The 15,191-nt window shown below is 42.5% G+C and carries 15 protein-coding genes; 4 read left to right on the forward strand and 11 right to left on the reverse strand.

The window, feature by feature from the left end; all coding sequences use genetic code 11:
- Positions 1 to 250 precede the first annotated feature (250 nt).
- From ACK8OT_RS18715 to cysK, 9 genes are all read right to left on the reverse strand, one after another.
- Positions 251 to 754: a TIGR00645 family protein gene (locus ACK8OT_RS18715; RefSeq protein ID WP_410198028.1), complete on the reverse strand. Its 504-nt coding sequence runs from the start codon at positions 752 to 754 to the stop codon at positions 251 to 253.
- Positions 755 to 861: 107 nt separating this feature from the next.
- Positions 862 to 1,002 carry a DUF2897 family protein gene (locus ACK8OT_RS18720; RefSeq protein WP_410198029.1) on the reverse strand — a complete coding sequence of 47 codons (141 nt, stop codon included), beginning with the start codon at positions 1,000 to 1,002 and terminating at the stop codon, positions 862 to 864.
- A 5-nt stretch (positions 1,003 to 1,007) separates the two neighbouring features.
- Complete coding sequence (locus ACK8OT_RS18725; protein ID WP_410198030.1) at positions 1,008 to 1,694, reverse strand: M15 family metallopeptidase; 687 nt, start codon at positions 1,692 to 1,694, stop codon at positions 1,008 to 1,010.
- 33 nt (positions 1,695 to 1,727) lie between these two features.
- Positions 1,728 to 2,873 (reverse strand): succinyl-diaminopimelate desuccinylase, encoded by a 1,146-nt coding sequence (gene dapE, locus ACK8OT_RS18730; RefSeq protein WP_410198031.1) that lies wholly within the window; start codon positions 2,871 to 2,873, stop codon positions 1,728 to 1,730.
- 14 nt (positions 2,874 to 2,887) lie between these two features.
- Entirely contained in the window at positions 2,888 to 3,238 is a 351-nt protein-coding gene (locus tag ACK8OT_RS18735; RefSeq protein WP_410198032.1) for an ArsC family reductase, read from the reverse strand.
- Positions 3,239 to 3,448: 210 nt separating this feature from the next.
- Positions 3,449 to 3,958, reverse strand: coding sequence for a PTS glucose transporter subunit IIA (gene crr / locus ACK8OT_RS18740; RefSeq protein WP_410198033.1), 510 nt, complete (start codon positions 3,956 to 3,958; stop codon positions 3,449 to 3,451).
- 35 nt (positions 3,959 to 3,993) lie between these two features.
- On the reverse strand, positions 3,994 to 5,715 hold the full coding sequence (gene ptsI / locus ACK8OT_RS18745; protein WP_410198034.1) for a phosphoenolpyruvate-protein phosphotransferase PtsI: 1,722 nt from the start codon (positions 5,713 to 5,715) through the stop codon (positions 3,994 to 3,996).
- Between the two features lie 44 nt (positions 5,716 to 5,759).
- Positions 5,760 to 6,017, reverse strand: a complete 258-nt coding sequence (locus tag ACK8OT_RS18750; protein WP_233073672.1) for an HPr family phosphocarrier protein — start codon at positions 6,015 to 6,017, stop codon at positions 5,760 to 5,762.
- Between the two features lie 406 nt (positions 6,018 to 6,423).
- The gene (cysK, locus tag ACK8OT_RS18755; RefSeq protein ID WP_410198035.1) at positions 6,424 to 7,392 is read right to left on the reverse strand and encodes a cysteine synthase A; all 969 of its coding nucleotides are present in this window, start codon (positions 7,390 to 7,392) and stop codon (positions 6,424 to 6,426) included.
- 211 nt (positions 7,393 to 7,603) lie between these two features.
- Here cysK and ACK8OT_RS18760 point away from each other — a divergent pair, with 211 nt between their 5' ends.
- Positions 7,604 to 8,710, forward strand: coding sequence for a beta-ketoacyl-ACP synthase III (locus ACK8OT_RS18760; RefSeq protein ID WP_410198036.1), 1,107 nt, complete (start codon positions 7,604 to 7,606; stop codon positions 8,708 to 8,710).
- A gap of 38 nt (positions 8,711 to 8,748) precedes the next feature.
- On the opposite strand, the gene cysZ is transcribed toward ACK8OT_RS18760, so the two are convergent.
- Positions 8,749 to 9,507, reverse strand: coding sequence for a sulfate transporter CysZ (cysZ, locus tag ACK8OT_RS18765; protein WP_410198037.1), 759 nt, complete (start codon positions 9,505 to 9,507; stop codon positions 8,749 to 8,751).
- A gap of 443 nt (positions 9,508 to 9,950) precedes the next feature.
- Between cysZ and zipA the strand changes: the two genes are divergently transcribed.
- The 3 genes from zipA (at position 9,951) to ACK8OT_RS18780 (ending at position 14,187) form a co-directional block, all read left to right on the forward strand.
- On the forward strand, positions 9,951 to 11,282 hold the full coding sequence (gene zipA / locus ACK8OT_RS18770; protein WP_410198038.1) for a cell division protein ZipA: 1,332 nt from the start codon (positions 9,951 to 9,953) through the stop codon (positions 11,280 to 11,282).
- Positions 11,283 to 11,358: 76 nt separating this feature from the next.
- Entirely contained in the window at positions 11,359 to 12,147 is a 789-nt protein-coding gene (locus ACK8OT_RS18775; RefSeq protein ID WP_410198039.1) for a DNA ligase LigA-related protein, read from the forward strand.
- 93 nt (positions 12,148 to 12,240) lie between these two features.
- A complete protein-coding gene (locus ACK8OT_RS18780) occupies positions 12,241 to 14,187 on the forward strand; it encodes a BRCT domain-containing protein (RefSeq protein WP_410198040.1) in 1,947 nt (648 codons plus the stop codon).
- A 69-nt stretch (positions 14,188 to 14,256) separates the two neighbouring features.
- Here the strand turns inward: ACK8OT_RS18780 and ACK8OT_RS18785 are convergent.
- Positions 14,257 to 15,191 (reverse strand): hypothetical protein (locus tag ACK8OT_RS18785; protein ID WP_410198041.1); only part of this gene is annotated, 935 nt, incomplete at its 5' end.

The following is a 15,191-nucleotide window of genomic DNA, read 5'->3' on the forward strand; positions in this document are numbered from 1 at the left end:
ACCGAGGTAATAAAGCGCCCCAAAACGGCGTTTAAAATATACCCACCATATTCACATCATTACTATGTTTAGTAAACAGAAGGTTAACGACAAGGTTGGCAGAATACCGTGATTTTGCGACAAAATGGCTGCTCATAATGTTATTAGACAGCCTGATAGGCTCTGTCTGTAGATACAGCTGTTTTTGTGTCAAGGGCTGGGTTATCCAGTAGCGATGAGGCGCTTGCGCCTCACCCGCTGTTGATTGGGATTAATGGCTTTGGCTTTTCGCTACGATGTAATCGGTGAGGGCAAACAGCACACCGGATAACACGAAGGTGAGGTGCACTATGATTTTCCAGAATATTTGCGCTTCGGTTAAGGTGTCGGCGTGAATAAAGAGTTTAAGTAGCTCAACTGCGGAAATGGCAACAATCGCGCCGATGAGTTTTTGTTTTAAGCCTGAAAAACCGACTTTACCCATCCATGATGGTCTGTCTTCGTGGTTTTCTATGTCTAATTTAGAAACAAAGTTTTCATAGCCACTAAAAATAATGATGAGTAGCAATCCAGCCAGTAAAGCGGTATCGACCAAGGTTAGAATGCTGATAATGGTTTCTTCTGAGCTGGCTGAAAAAGCAGTGATGACCATTTGATAGAGTGATTTAGTAAACTTGATCAGCAGGATGATAATGGCAACAAACAGCCCCATAAAAAAGGGAGCTAATAACCAGCGTCCTTGGAAGATGATGGTTTCAATTTTTTTCTCAAACACGTGCGTTCCATTCAATGTCAGTCATAAAATATGGCTTCATTCTAATGGTCTGGTCAAACTTGTCTAGGGCTTGCCTATGACTTATCTATGCGATATCTAAGATATGTCTAAGACATGTCATCTGTTTTATTTTCTTTTTTGGCTCTCGCTTTAAATTCCATGTTCGCGGTGTGTTTAAGCAACAAGATGTTACTAACAATGATGCCTAGCACGAGGGCGATGATAATGATGATCCAAGTGGTGCTCATGGTATTTACCTCGGCGCGAAGGACACATTAATAATAAACCGCTGCCAGATAGTGGGCAGCATGACGCGTAGTTGACCCTTACCTATAACATTAGAGCAGGCGAGCACGTGATCCAAGTGATCTATGGTAAAACGTGTTTGTAATTGTGCAGCAACAGGGTAATAGCTTAAATGCCATGGCTCGATGGCCACACCATTGCGATCTTCTGAATAGGGGAGGTAGAAGCCAAATTGGTCCATGTGGTTATCTAGCCACTGACTTAATTTGTGTTGATGGCCGCCTTGTTGGTATTCGCTTGGAATAAGCTGTAACTGTATGTTTTTGGGTAACAGACTTGGGCTATAAACATCAATATCTGTGCCCCAATGATGGCGACTGGCACCGGGAATGGCTGACCAATGTAAAATAGCGAGGATTTTATCCCGCTCATTCAGTGTGGTTGGCTCGATAGGCTGGGATGATTTATCCAAAATGGCCCGTTGGCCGCGCATTTTTGCATCCCAGATTAATTGCTGGCGCGCAAAGCTGCGAAAGCTACTGGCAATGGCTAGTTCAATGCCATCGCGCTTGGCCGCGTGCTGCATCATGATAAATGCGGCTAATGCGTCGCTTTGTAGCAAATGGTGCTGATCAAAGCGGGCTAAGTGGGATTGCGTTTGCCCTGTTAATTGTTGTAACCAAGGTGTTTGCATAGACTTGCCCGCTAGTTTGTTGGTTTAGTTGGTTTAGTTGGTTTTCGCGCTTAATAGTTTGGTTAAGGTAAGGCGATACATGTCGGTCAGCTTTTCTAAGTCAGCAATTTTCACGCATTCATTCACCTTGTGAATGGTGGCGTTGATTGGACCTAGCTCGACTAACTGAGCACCGGTTGGGGCAATAAAGCGGCCATCCGAGGTGCCACCTGACGTTGAAAGTTCAGTTTCAAACTTGGTTACTTCATAAATAGCTTCTTTTACTGCATCAATCAGCTCACCTTCACCTGTGATAAAGGGCACACCGTTGTAGGTCCATTCCAGCTCGTAGTCTATGCCTTTAGAATCTAATACGTTATGAGTGCGTGCCACGAGCTCTTCGGCGGTATTTTCGGTAGAGTAGCGAAAGTTAAACTGTGCTTTTAATGCGCCCGGTACGATGTTAGATGCGCCAGTGCCCGAGTTGATGTTAGAAATTTGAAAGCTGGTTGGCGGAAAAAATTCATTGCCGTGATCCCATACCATTTGTGACAGCTCGGTAATCACAGGGCCCGCTTTGTGGATTGGGTTATCAACCAGATGTGGGTAAGCAATATGGCCTTGAATACCTTTAATGACTAAGTCACCCGTTAATGAGCCTCGACGGCCATTTTTAACTATGTCACCGACTTCGCGGGTGCTTGATGGCTCGCCTACGATACAGTAGTCGATTTTTTCATTACGTGCTTCTAAGGCTTCTACCACCTTCACGGTGCCGTTGATAAACGGGCCTTCTTCATCGCTGGTGATTAAAAAGGCAATTGAGCCTTGATGATCATCATGTTGCTCGATAAATTGTTTTACCGCGACCATGAATGCGGCGATAGAGCCTTTCATATCGGCAGCGCCGCGGCCATGTAAAAAGCCGTCAATCACGGTTGGCTCAAACGGTGGGGTATGCCAATCTTCCAATGGGCCGGTTGGCACCACATCGGTATGGCCAGCAAAACAGAAAAGCGGGCGCTCGGTGCCACGGCGTGCCCATAGGTTTGTGGTATCGTGAAACACCATGGTTTCACAGGTAAAGCCTAGCGCCTCTAGGTATTCAATCATCATTTGTTGGCAACCCGCATCTTCTGGGGTTACCGAAGCTCGGCTAATTAAATCTTTGGCTAAGCTAAGTACTGCACTGTCTGACATTTTTCTTCCTTAAATTAAGCGCTGGCGAAGATCTTGGCGTATTGGTCTGGTTTAAAGCCAAGGTGGTATTGACCTTGGTGAACTAAGATAGGGCGTTTGATCATAGCGGGTTGCTCAACCAACAGCGGCAGCGCTGTTTCTGCACTTAGGCTGGCCTTGGTGTCATCACTCAGGGCGCGAAAGGTTGTGCCACGTTTGTTAACCACGTTTTGCCAATCTAATTGTGCAAAAAACTCCGCCACCATGTCTGCATCAATACCTTCTACGCGATAGTCATGAAAGGTGTAGTCGATTTTTGCATTATCTAACCAAGCTTTGGCTTTTTTTATGGTGTCACAGTTTTTGATGCCATATAAAACGGTCATGGATGTCCCTTTTTAGTCCCTTGTATAGGTCACTGAATTCGTTAAATTGGCGCCATCATACCACGGTGTTTAGCCTGCATAAATTAACAGCTTAGATTTCTTAATTGAATCGTTATTCTAAGTCGTAGGCGGGGATAGGTGTAGTGAGGTTTATGAGCAAAAAAAAGCCCAGCTTGAGCTGGGCTTTTAACGTATATCAATAATCTAAGATTACTTGTTAATACGTAGGATAGGTGACTCAGATAGGGTTACGGCACCAGAAAGCTTATGTAGCTCTTTGATTTCGTCCATATTTGAGATAACAACCGGAGTTAGCGTTGATTTTGCTTTAGATTCTAGCAGTGCTAGATCAAACTCAATAATCGTGTCACCTTTTTTCACTGATTGGCCTTCTTGAGCGATGCGTGTAAAGCCTTCACCCTTAAGTTCAACCGTGTCGATACCAAAGTGAACAAACAGCTCTAAACCTGTGTCTGACTCAATTGAGAAAGCATGGTTCGTTTCAAAGATTTTACCGATAGTACCGTCACAAGGTGCAACCATTTTGTCGCCAGAAGGCTTGATGGCAACACCGTCACCGACGATTTTTTCTGCAAAAACGACGTCTGGCACATCTTCAATCGGTACGATTTCACCTGATAGTGGTGCAAAGATTTCGATGCCGCCTGTTTCAGCTGCTGGCTCAGAAACCATTTTTTTAAGTTTATCGAAAAAACCCATGATATTGCTCCTAAATTAAATTTGTTCAGCGTTAATTAACACACAGACTGTTGTTTAATGAAGTCATCAACTAACGCTTCAATCTCAGCGGCAGTGGCTACAGATAATGCTTTGTCGGCCAATTCTTTTGCTGTTTTGTAGTTAGTGTTACGAATTAATTTCTTCACTGTTGGGATCGAGATTGCACTCATCGAAAATTCGTCTAAGCCCATACCCAATAATAGTAAAGTTGCACGCTCATCGCCCGCTAATTCACCACACATGCCAGTCCATTTACCTGCTTCATGAGACGCGTCAATAACACGTTTAATCAAAGTCAGAACAGATGGCGTTAATGGGTTGTATAACTTAGAAATTAGCTCGTTACCACGGTCAACAGCAAGAGTATACTGAGTTAAATCGTTGGTACCAATACTAAAGAAGTCTACTTCTTTAATCAGGTGATGCGCGATAGCCGATGCCGCTGGTGTCTCAATCATCACACCAATTTCGATGCTTTCATCAAATGGCTTACCTTCTTCGCGTAACTCTGCTTTTAGGGTTTCGAGAATAGATTTAAGCTCACGGATTTCTTCTACCGCAATGATCATTGGGAACATGATGCGGATTTTGCCAAAGGCAGAAGCGCGCAATAATGCCCGTAATTGCGGGTTCATGATTTCTGGGCGATCAAAACAGATACGAATTGCGCGCCAACCCAAGAATGGGTTCATTTCTTCAGGAAGATCCAGATACGGTAAATCTTTATCGCCACCGATATCCATAGTACGGATAATCACTGGCTGATTTGGCATGGCATCAACCACGGCTTTGTAAGCAACAAATTGCTCTTCTTCAGTCGGCAGTTGGTCGCGGTCCATAAATAGGAACTCGGTACGATACAAGCCGATACCTTCTGCGCCATTACGCTCAGCACCGTCACAATCTTTAACGTTACCGATATTGGCGCACACTTCTACTTGATGACCATCAAGAGTAATAGCGGGTAAATCTTTTAGCTTAGCTAATTCCGCTTTTTCTTCGATGAACTTAGCTTGAATCGCTTTAAAACGTGCTAAGTCAGCATCAGATGGGTTGATGATGATTTGGTTGTTTAACGCGTCAAGGACAATAATGTCGCCGTTCTTAACACGCTTAGTAATATCGTTAGTACCCACAATAGCAGGAAGTTCTAATGAACGTGCCATGATGGAAGTATGTGAAGTACGACCGCCAATATCGGTAATGAAACCTAGCACTTTATCAAGGTTGATTTGTGCAGTTTCTGAAGGCGTTAAGTCATTGGCGATGAGGATAACTTCATCTTGAATTGTGCTTAGAGACACAATTTCAATGCCTAGGGCATTTTTTAGTAAGCGGTTACCGATGTCACGGAAGTCGGTGGCACGCTCACGTAAATAAGGGTCATCTAGTTCTTGAAGCATTTTGGCGTTTTGTTCAATAACGTATTGAATCGCTGCGCCTGCAGAACTCTTATTTTCCTTTAAGTAGGTTATGATATCCTGTTCTAGCTCTTCATCTTCGAGCAACATGATGTGGCCTTCGAAGATGGCTTCTTTTTCTTCGCCAAACGTTTCTAGCGCCTTTTGCTTGATGAGTTCAAGTTGAGCCGCTGCTTTGTCTCTTGCTTCTAAGAAGCATTTAATTTCTGATTCGCTGTCTTCAACACGGTTAGTGTTGATAACAATTTCGTCTTCTTGGAGCAATAACGCTTTACCAAGCGCTATGCCAGGTGATGCTTGAATACCTGATATCATAACCTATCCTTTAACTGCAAAAAATGTCGGGTGATTGAGTGTGCTTATTCAAGTTCCGCCATTAAAGCCACTAGAGTATCAACCGCTTTTTGCTCATCAGCACCTTCAGCCTTGATCACTACGCTAGTACCTTTAGTTAGACCTAAAGTTTGTAGTTTAAAAAGGCTTTTTGCGCTAGCAGATTTACCACCTGCTTCTACTGTGATATCAGAAGAGAATGCTTTTGCTTCTTTAACAAATTGTGCTGCAGGACGAGTGTGTAGGCCATTTTCAGCAGTAATAGTAACAGTCTTGTTATACATGGTTTTTCCCCATTTTTAGTTTGAATGTTGCTGCTATTTCAGAAGAACATTGCACCTTTCTTTTGAAATGCCGCATTTTGATTTTGTAGTAAAGTAACGAAAAACGAGCTTGAGAAGTTTAATCCACATCAAGTTTTTCGCGACCTCCCAAGAAATATCTAGTTTCCATTTACCACTAGCGAAACCGCTGCTGGTTGCTCTAGCCATAGGAGGTACTTAATTCGTTAAGTAAAAAATCATCCTAAATTCGTGCTAGAAGATCAACGTTTTTCTAGTTATCCCATAAATTAATCATCTACGCCAGTATATAAATACCGATAGCTTAGTATAGGCTAGTATTGCTTTGTCGCTAATTTATAACGGAAAAAGGCGCCTAGTGGCGCCTTAAACCGAATCTAATTCTAGATTATGCTTCTAGCTCTTGCTCGGTGAAAATACCAGCAAAAAGTGCAGAAGAAAGGTAGCGCTCGCCAGAGCTTGGTAGGATCACTACGATGTTTTTATCAGCAAATTCAGGCAGTGCTGCAATTTGGTTGGCAGCTACCACGGCTGCGCCAGAAGAAATACCGGCCAAAATGCCTTCTTCTTCCATTAGACGGCGCGCCATTTCAATGGCTTCATCGTTGGTTACAAGTGCGGTGCGATCAACCATAGATAGGTCTAGGTTCTTAGGTACGAAGCCTGCGCCAATACCTTGAATTTTGTGTGGACCTGGTTTTACTTCTTCGCCTGCTAGGGTTTGAGTAATAACGGGTGAGTCAGCTGGCTCAACCGCAACGGTCGTGATTTGTTTGCCTTGTTTAAGCTTAATGTAGCGGCTAACACCCGATAAAGTACCGCCCGTACCTACACCTGCAACAAACACATCGATTTCACCGTCTGTGTCTTCCCAAATTTCTGGGCCAGTTGTTTGCTCGTGAATTTCAGGGTTAGCAGGGTTGTCAAATTGCTGTAATAGAACAAATTTTTCTGGGTTTTCAGCAACAATTTCTTCTGCTTTGTTGATTGCGCCTTTCATGCCTTTTGCGCCATCAGTTAGGATCAGGTTAGCACCTAGTGCTTTAAGCAGTTTACGGCGCTCTAAGCTCATGGTGTTTGGCATGGTTAGAGTGATTTTGTAACCGCGAGCCGCCGCTACGAATGCAAGTGCGATACCTGTGTTACCACTGGTTGGTTCGATTAGCTCTTTATCTTTAGTTAGCGTGCCTTTTTTCTCTGCATCCCAAATCATGTTCGCACCAATACGACATTTCACGCTAAAGCTAGGGTTGCGGCTTTCAACTTTTGCAAATACATTACCTTTAGCAACGCGATTTAGGCGCACTAGAGGGGTTTTGCCTATAGTCAGTGTATTGTCATCATAAATCTTGCTCATGTTTATTCCTTTGTATGCAGTGAATGGCAATTAATCTCAGTTAGCATACTCTGATGCTATCAGTTTTGAAGTGACAATTTGTTATAACCTTATGTTATTAGAAACTAGGTTTTTATCACTCGAACCTAGGGTAAGACTAAACGGTTTTTCCACAACTATCATCCGATAAGCTAAGCAGATGCTGATCTTGTCACATTTATTGGGGACTTATATGCAGCCGACATTTCTAAACGCAACGGGAATTTTTGTTCCGCCGTATTGCATCAGTAACCAAGTATTAGTTGATGCTTATAATCGCTACGCGGATTATTTTAACCTTGAAAATTCAGCTTCCATCGATGTTGGCCAAGTGGCGGCTAAAAAACGCTCTGATAATGAGTATATTGTTGCTCACTCTGGGATCACTCAGCGGTATTTTGTCACCAATGAAGGTGTGCTCGATCCCGATGTGATGTGCCCTTTATTGCCAGAAATAGACGAAGAGCACACCTCTTTAATGGCAGAAATGGGCGTCAATGCAGCCATGCAAGCACTGCAGAAAGTGTCTCGCCGTGGTGATCAAATTGATTTGATTATCGTCGCTGCCAGCCACGTGCAAAGGCCGTACCCGGCTCTAGCGATTGAAATTCAGCATTTGTTAGGGGCAAAAGGGTTGGCATTTGATTTGTGCGCTGCCGAGTGCTCTGCTGTGGTGGCCATGCAATTAGCCAGCCAAGCGATTGGTTGTGGGCAAGCCAGTAGAGCGTTGATCATTAGCCCTGAGATAGGCTCTGCGCAAACCGATTTTCGTGACCGGGATACGCATTATTTATTGGGTGATGCCTGTAGTGCCTTGTTGCTAGAAAATGAACCCAATGGCGACGCATTGGCCTTACTTGGGGTGCATTGTGCTAGCCAATTCTCGAATCAAATTCGCAATAACTTTGGTTTTTTAAACCGTTTAGCACCAGACTCACTATATGGTAAAGACAAGCTGTTTCATCAAACACCGCCAAGCTTTTCGCTGATTGTGGATGCGGTAGCAAGTCATAGTCGCCAACATTTATCGCAATTAGGCTTAAACCAAGAACAAATAAGTCAGGTGTTTTTACAGCCAACTAATTTATGCCTTAACCAACAAATTGGCCAAGCGCTATTAGGGCAATCCAAGGGGCGTCAGTTGCCAGATTGTGTGGCTCAGTATGGCGGCACAGGCGCGGCAGGGTTAGGGCTAAGTTATCACTTACATCAGGATTTGAGCCAAGGGCAATATTGCCAATGGCTCGGGTTTGGGGCAGGTTACAGCATTGCTAGCGCGATTTTTCAAAAGGCTAACTGATTCCTGAAGCAACTATTTACAGCGACTTGTCATTTCGGTTATTTACGACCTGTCATTTCGGTGCGGTAATGTGCCACCCACATAGCCGTACCGCCGCAAACTCCTACTGGCATTACAATTAAATTCACGATAGGAATGGCACTTAGCAAGGTCGCGATGGCGCCAAAGCTTAAATTGCTCATGCGTTTGGTTTTTAGGCTGTCACGCATGACAGGAAAACTGATTTTGTGATTATCAAAGCCATAATCGACATATTGGATCGCCATCATCCAGCAGGATAATAAGAACCAGAGGACGGGAGCCACGGTTTGCCCAACAACGGGGATCAAAAACAAAATCAAACAGCCGAGTGCTTTTGGAATAAAGTAAATGATCTTATCCAGCTCGCGTTTTAAGGCTCGGGGCACATCCTTTAAAACCTGAACCAGACCATCATCGTTGATCGGCTGACCAGTTAAATGGAGCTCGACCTTTTCTGCTAATAAGCCATTAAAAGGGGCTGCGATCAGATTGGCAACGGTCGAAAACAGATAGGAGAAAATAAATAAAATGCAGATGAGTAAAATGGGCCAAAGAATGTAATTGAGCCAACTAAGAAAATCAGGTACATAGCTCATTAACTTATCGATCAGGGGGCCTAGCTGTAAATAAAGGGCATAGAAGGCACCAGAGAACAATAACAAATTGATAATAAGCGGAACCAAAACAAACGTTCTTAGTCCGGGTTGTCTTATGAGTTGAAAGCCCTTAAGGAAAAATTCAAGGCCGCTGATAGGCTCAGATAGCGTTTGTTTCATAATGAAATTGCATTCCTGTTTGCTATTTATTGCTTGTTTGGCTGATTTTAGCCTGCCAGTTTAATAGATCCATGACACCATAGAAACCCATTAAACGGGTACATGAATGATGTTTAACTTATCTTAACTATCCTAAGGGTTATATTTAGATGATGAAATGTTAAGATTGGGCGTGTAAATTTATCCTTGGTCACGGTTCTCGACTGGACGGCGAAAGCCTTTCAAGGTACTGTGCTCTTGTCAAACTAAGCGTACCTTAGGTACATTATTGGCAGCGTGGATGAATGCTAAGTGAATAACAGCAAAATATCCTTATAGATTTTTTAAGCCGTTGCTTAGCTTGAATTTTAATTAGACTGATTTAGTCTAAACTGAAAATTTTACTGAATCTAGCGGGCCATGATTGGCTTTGTTAGATGTTTAACCAATTAAGAGATTGTTGAATGCAGGATTTTCGTCTTGTTCTAATTATTGTTGGCGCGTTAGCTATCGCGGCACTCTTGGTGCATGGTTTGTGGTCAAACCACAAAAATAAACCTAAGTCGATAAAAGATAAGCCTGTGCCTAAAGTTGATAAAAGTCCCGCGCAACCAGAGATGGACGCACAGGCTGGTTTTGATGACGATGGTATTGGTGAAGTTCGTGTGGTTTCCGCTGGCGCCAGTTCATCGCAAAGCAAGGCTCCAGAACAATCTCAGGTTAAGCAACATACAGATTTTGCAATTGATGCAGAAGTAGATGATATTCCTAGTTTTTCTGCTGTAGATAAAGCAGAGGCCCCCACTCAGTCGGTTGATGCAAGTTTAGCGCAATACCAATCTACACCAGCGTCATATCAACCTGAGCCAAATGAGGCAACACTGAATCAACCTAGCGGTAATGAATTAGATTGGCCGTCTGTTGAGCCGACAGCGCAACCTGTTGCAACCCAAGCAACCGCTTCAGTTACCCCAGAGCCTGTTGAGCCAGAGGCAGAAGAAGAGCAGTACATTACGCGATCTCCAGCGTTCAAAGAGCCCTATTTTGATGAATACGGTAGACAACATTATCGTGAACCGCAGCCAATTAAAGTAAAAGTTAAGCCAACGCCTAAGGTTCAGCCACAAAGTGAACCCGAGCTGTCGCCAAAGCCTGTCGAACAAGCCGCTGCGCCAACTGAGCCAGCGCAATCTCAGGTTGAGCAAGCTTATGTTGAGCAGACGCCTAGCGAGCCTGCAGTAGAGGTGAATACCCCAGATACAAATCAAGCTGAGCCAGCTGGGCAACCTAATGCTGGTGAGCATGCTGCACCAGAGCGTCAAGCGGCAACTTCATCGCAGAAACAGCAAAGTAGTCCTGCAGCTGATCCACAAGAAGTATTTGTACTTAATGTTATGTCTCACGAAGGGCGCTTATTTGCGGGGGCCGAGTTATTGCCAACCCTACTAAACTTAGGCTTTAAATTTGGTGAGATGGATATCTTTCATCGCCATCTGAGCCCAACGGGTAACGGCCCTGTGTTATTCAGTATGGCCAACATGGTTAAGCCGGGCACCTTTGATGTTGATCATATGGAGCAATTTGAAACCCATGGTGTGTCTTTGTTTATGGCGCTGCCTTGTGCCGGTGATCCAAGCAACAATTTTGCCTTAATGCTTCACGCAGCCGAAATGCTGGCGTCAGAGTTAGATGGTGCGGTTTACGACGCAACGCGCCAGCCTCTCACTAGGCAAAAAGTGAATGAATACAAACAACGTATTAATGATTTTGAACGGCACAACGCCTTGGTGAATTAATCGTTAGTTAGGTTTTAATAAGCCTCTTCCATTGAAGGGGCTTTTTTATTTTTGCATCTTCGAATGAGTAAAAGGCATGAGTGTTTTTGAGCAAATTCAGTCCCTAAGAAAGCAGATAGAAGAATACAACTATCAATATTACGTACTCGATCAGCCAACGATCCCCGATGCGGAATGGGATAAGTTGTTACGCCAATTAATTGAGCTAGAAAATCAGCATCCAGAATTTTTGGATCCCCATTCGCCAAGCCAAAAGGTAGGTGGAGCCCCGTTAGACGCATTTCAACAGGTCACCCATAATGTGCCCATGCTGAGTTTAGGTAATGTGTTTACCGATGAGGAATTACTGGCCTTTGATAAGCGTTTAGTTGAGCGTTTGGCCGATAACCACAAGCTTGTCTATTGCTGTGAGCCTAAATTAGATGGCTTAGCCATTAGCATCTTATATGAGAATGGCCGATTAGTGCGCGCTGCCACCCGAGGAGACGGCTTGGTGGGGGAAGATGTCACTGCCAATGTGCGCACCATTAAAAGTGTGCCGCTGTTACTCAAGGGTGATAACTTGCCCGCCACGCTGGAAGTACGTGGTGAAATCTTTATGCCAAAACAAGGCTTTGAAAAACTAAATCAGCTGATGCTGAGTAAAAATGAAAAGCCCTTTGCCAACCCGCGTAACGCAGCCGCTGGCAGCTTAAGGCAGTTAGACTCCAGTGTGGCTGCTAAGCGCCCATTGGCCTTTTATGCTTATGCATTAGGCGAAACTTCAGGGCAATGGCCTGAAAGCCATTATGAACGCTTACAAGCCTTCGTGCGCCGTGCGGGTGATGTAGGTGTCACTTTAGTAAGTAGTGTTTCAAATAGGTAGCTTTACTTACTAAGTTGATCCATTTCTAGAAATGAGCTTATAGATATAAAGCATATTTCTAAAACAGAACAAAGAACCAATCGGTAGTGAAAAATGACAGAATTTAAGTTTAACAATACTCAACTCTCCACCATACAAGATCTGGAAGTAGATATTGAGTTAAACAAGTTAGAAGTTGCTATTAGTAACAATAGTATTCAAGAACTTGACGATGAAGAGCTGCTTGCCTTACTGAAGATTTCTAATGCTCTGTATCGTTCAGGTTATCCTGTAATTGAAAACAACCTTTACGATTCATACAGAGAAGTCTTTGCCTCTAAACATCCAAATCACCCATACATTATTTCTGTAGAATCTGAAGTATTGAGTTCAGGCAAAACAGTAGCTTTGCCTCAAAAGATGCTGTCCACAGATAAGGCATATTCAAAAGAAGAAATTGAGAAGTGGCTCGATAAAATCCTAAAAGCTGCTGAAGATCTGGATATCGATACAAAAGCCATCGAGATTAGAGTTACTCCTAAATTAGATGGTTATGCTGCCTACGATGATGGAGAAAAGCTCTATACACGTGGCGATGGTGTGAAAGGTCAGGATGTATCAAGAGCATTTGAACGCGGCCTAAAAGTGGCTAAAAACGGAGAAAGAGGCTTAGGTGCTGGTGAGATCGTTATCGACAAAGCATACTTTGAGGCAAATTTAAGTCAATTTTTCGAAAACTCACGAAATATACAAGCTGCCATTATCGCAGAGAAGAATGTTGATGAACGAGTTTTAGAAGCTATTAATGATGGTGCTTGCGTGTTCTACCCATTTGCCTTAATTGATGATTGGGTAGGTAGCCATATAGACTTGATTGCTGACTTCGAAAACATCATCGATAAGATCTGGAATGCTGTTGGATATGATGTAGATGGTGTGATTTTGGAGGCTACAGATTCCTTGATAAAGGAACATATGGGGGCAACAAGAAAATTCCATCGCTGGCAAATTGCATTCAAGATTAATGATGAAGCTGCTGAAGTAGAAGTTATCAGTGTTACACCGCAAACTTCAAGAACTGGGAGAGTAACACCTGTAGCTGAACTAGTTCCAACTAGAATTAGTGGTGCGACGATAAGTCGAGTTACTGTACACCATTACAATATGGTTAAAACAAATGGTGTGGGGCCCGGAGCGATACTTCAAATTGTTAGAAGTGGCTTGGTTATTCCAAAAATAGAAAAAGTTATAAAACCAGCAGATCCCCAGATACCAGAATCATGCCCTAGTTGTCAGTCTCATCTGATTTGGGAATCTGATCACTTGGTATGTCCAAATAAAAGTGACTGTCCTGCGCAGACAGAAAATACACTGGTGCACTTTTTCAAAACTCTAGGCAACAATGATGGCTTTGGCCCTAAGAATATAGAGAAATTAACAAACCTCGGAATTAGGCACATCCACCAAATGTATGATTTGAAACCGCATCAATTTGCGGCTTATGGTTTTGGTGAGAAAACATCTAAGAATCTATTTGATCAGCTACAAGCAAGTAGAGAAATTGAAATTGAAGATTGGCGTTTCCTTTCAGCATTTGGTGTCAGCCGTTTAGGTGGTGGGAACTGTGAGAGACTTCTCCAGCATTACTCATTACTAGAACTGTTTGAAGCGACCGTAGAGGATATTGCGAAGCTTGATGGGTTTGCAATAGTTAGTGCAGAGGCTATTGTTGAAGGCTTAGCTAATATTAAAGAAGAGTTCTTAAAAGTGTATGGCTATGGGTTTAATTTAATCACTACGCCTAAGCTTTCTGAGTTAGAAAGCTCTTCTTCACCGATAGCAGGCTCAACTATCGTTTTCACTGGTAAAATGCTTCAAGGTAAGCGTAGTGAAATGGAAAAGCACGCGAAAGCTCTGGGAGCAAAAGTTGGAAGCTCAGTGAACAGTAAGACGACTTATCTTGTAGCTGGATTAAAAGTAGGTGAAACAAAAATTAACAGTGCTAAGAATAACGGCGTGCAAGTTTTGTCTGAGCAGGAATATCTAGAATTGATCAACTAATTATATCAACAATAAGAGTGTATAAAGGGACTAAATTTTCAATAGTCCCTTTCAGTCTTTGATTGTTTTTTAGTGTTTAGATAGCAGTTCTTCAATCTCAACTAGAACTAGATTTGGAATGTCTTTGTTGGATAAGTCATTTTTTCTTAGCCATCTTAGTACTTCGTTTTGATTAAAATCTGAGTTGGAAATGAACTCTGATATTTCGATAGCACTTGTACGGGATAAACCTAGCGAAATTAAGGACAGCTGAGTTTTAATATTTACCCCAAACTCTAAACTGAGTTGAACATCCTTCAAATGTTCAGCTAGATGACTCTGCTTGTTCATACTCAATACATGACATAATACGTCGTTATAACATGCTAAATATTTTGGTGCTCTAAACCTAGCTATATTTTCAATGTCATCCAAAACATTCCTTATCAAGGTTGATATTTTATAACTACTACCTTTCTTTTTATTGTATTTTTCTCTGTCATTTATAATTCTCGCAACTGCATGACCATTCATCCACTTGGTAATTAAAAGTGAAAGAACAAAGGTTGCTTGAGGTTTAAAACCAAAACTATTTGGGGATAAATACCTATTAATACGGCTAAGTACTTTAGTTAGCTCAATAACAGCATTGTCACTGGATGGATGAGGTGGAATCAATGACTCTAAATCATTATTTTCAGCTTTTTGCATAAAGTAGTCATATAGCTCTTCAATTGCTATAGGGCTTATACCTGCATTCTTGCGGAATATTTCATGTGGTAATTCACAATTATCTAAAATGGTCTCTATCTCTGAAACAATGTCAGAAGACTCTTTAGATGATCCTAAGCTGTTGAGAATTGAACTATTATTAGAAGTTATCCCTTCAATTATATAAGATATTAAATACTCATAATCTATTTTTTCTACAGATTCGTTCCTTGGAGTACCATCTTTGAGGTATTGTATGATTTCAGAGGTGTTTTTCATCTGTTTATCAACAGATGGAGTGATTATATAAGGTG

This window comes from Motilimonas thetidivivens (assembly GCF_046452435.1).
Lineage (GTDB): Bacteria > Pseudomonadota > Gammaproteobacteria > Enterobacterales > CBDFNC01 > Motilimonas.

Coding starts and splice junctions, on each gene's coding strand:
- ptsI (WP_410198034.1), bottom strand. CDS start 5,715: ATGATATCAGGTATTCAAGCATCACCTGGCATAGCGCTTGGTAAAGCG.
- zipA (WP_410198038.1), top strand. CDS start 9,951: ATGCAGGATTTTCGTCTTGTTCTAATTATTGTTGGCGCGTTAGCTATC.
- cysK (WP_410198035.1), bottom strand. CDS start 7,392: ATGAGCAAGATTTATGATGACAATACACTGACTATAGGCAAAACCCCT.
- crr (WP_410198033.1), bottom strand. CDS start 3,958: ATGGGTTTTTTCGATAAACTTAAAAAAATGGTTTCTGAGCCAGCAGCT.
- ACK8OT_RS18780 (WP_410198040.1), top strand. CDS start 12,241: ATGACAGAATTTAAGTTTAACAATACTCAACTCTCCACCATACAAGAT.
- cysZ (WP_410198037.1), bottom strand. CDS start 9,507: ATGAAACAAACGCTATCTGAGCCTATCAGCGGCCTTGAATTTTTCCTT.
- ACK8OT_RS18720 (WP_410198029.1), bottom strand. CDS start 1,002: ATGAGCACCACTTGGATCATCATTATCATCGCCCTCGTGCTAGGCATC.
- ACK8OT_RS18775 (WP_410198039.1), top strand. CDS start 11,359: ATGAGTGTTTTTGAGCAAATTCAGTCCCTAAGAAAGCAGATAGAAGAA.
- ACK8OT_RS18750 (WP_233073672.1), bottom strand. CDS start 6,017: ATGTATAACAAGACTGTTACTATTACTGCTGAAAATGGCCTACACACT.
- ACK8OT_RS18735 (WP_410198032.1), bottom strand. CDS start 3,238: ATGACCGTTTTATATGGCATCAAAAACTGTGACACCATAAAAAAAGCC.
- dapE (WP_410198031.1), bottom strand. CDS start 2,873: ATGTCAGACAGTGCAGTACTTAGCTTAGCCAAAGATTTAATTAGCCGA.
- ACK8OT_RS18760 (WP_410198036.1), top strand. CDS start 7,604: ATGCAGCCGACATTTCTAAACGCAACGGGAATTTTTGTTCCGCCGTAT.
- ACK8OT_RS18725 (WP_410198030.1), bottom strand. CDS start 1,694: ATGCAAACACCTTGGTTACAACAATTAACAGGGCAAACGCAATCCCAC.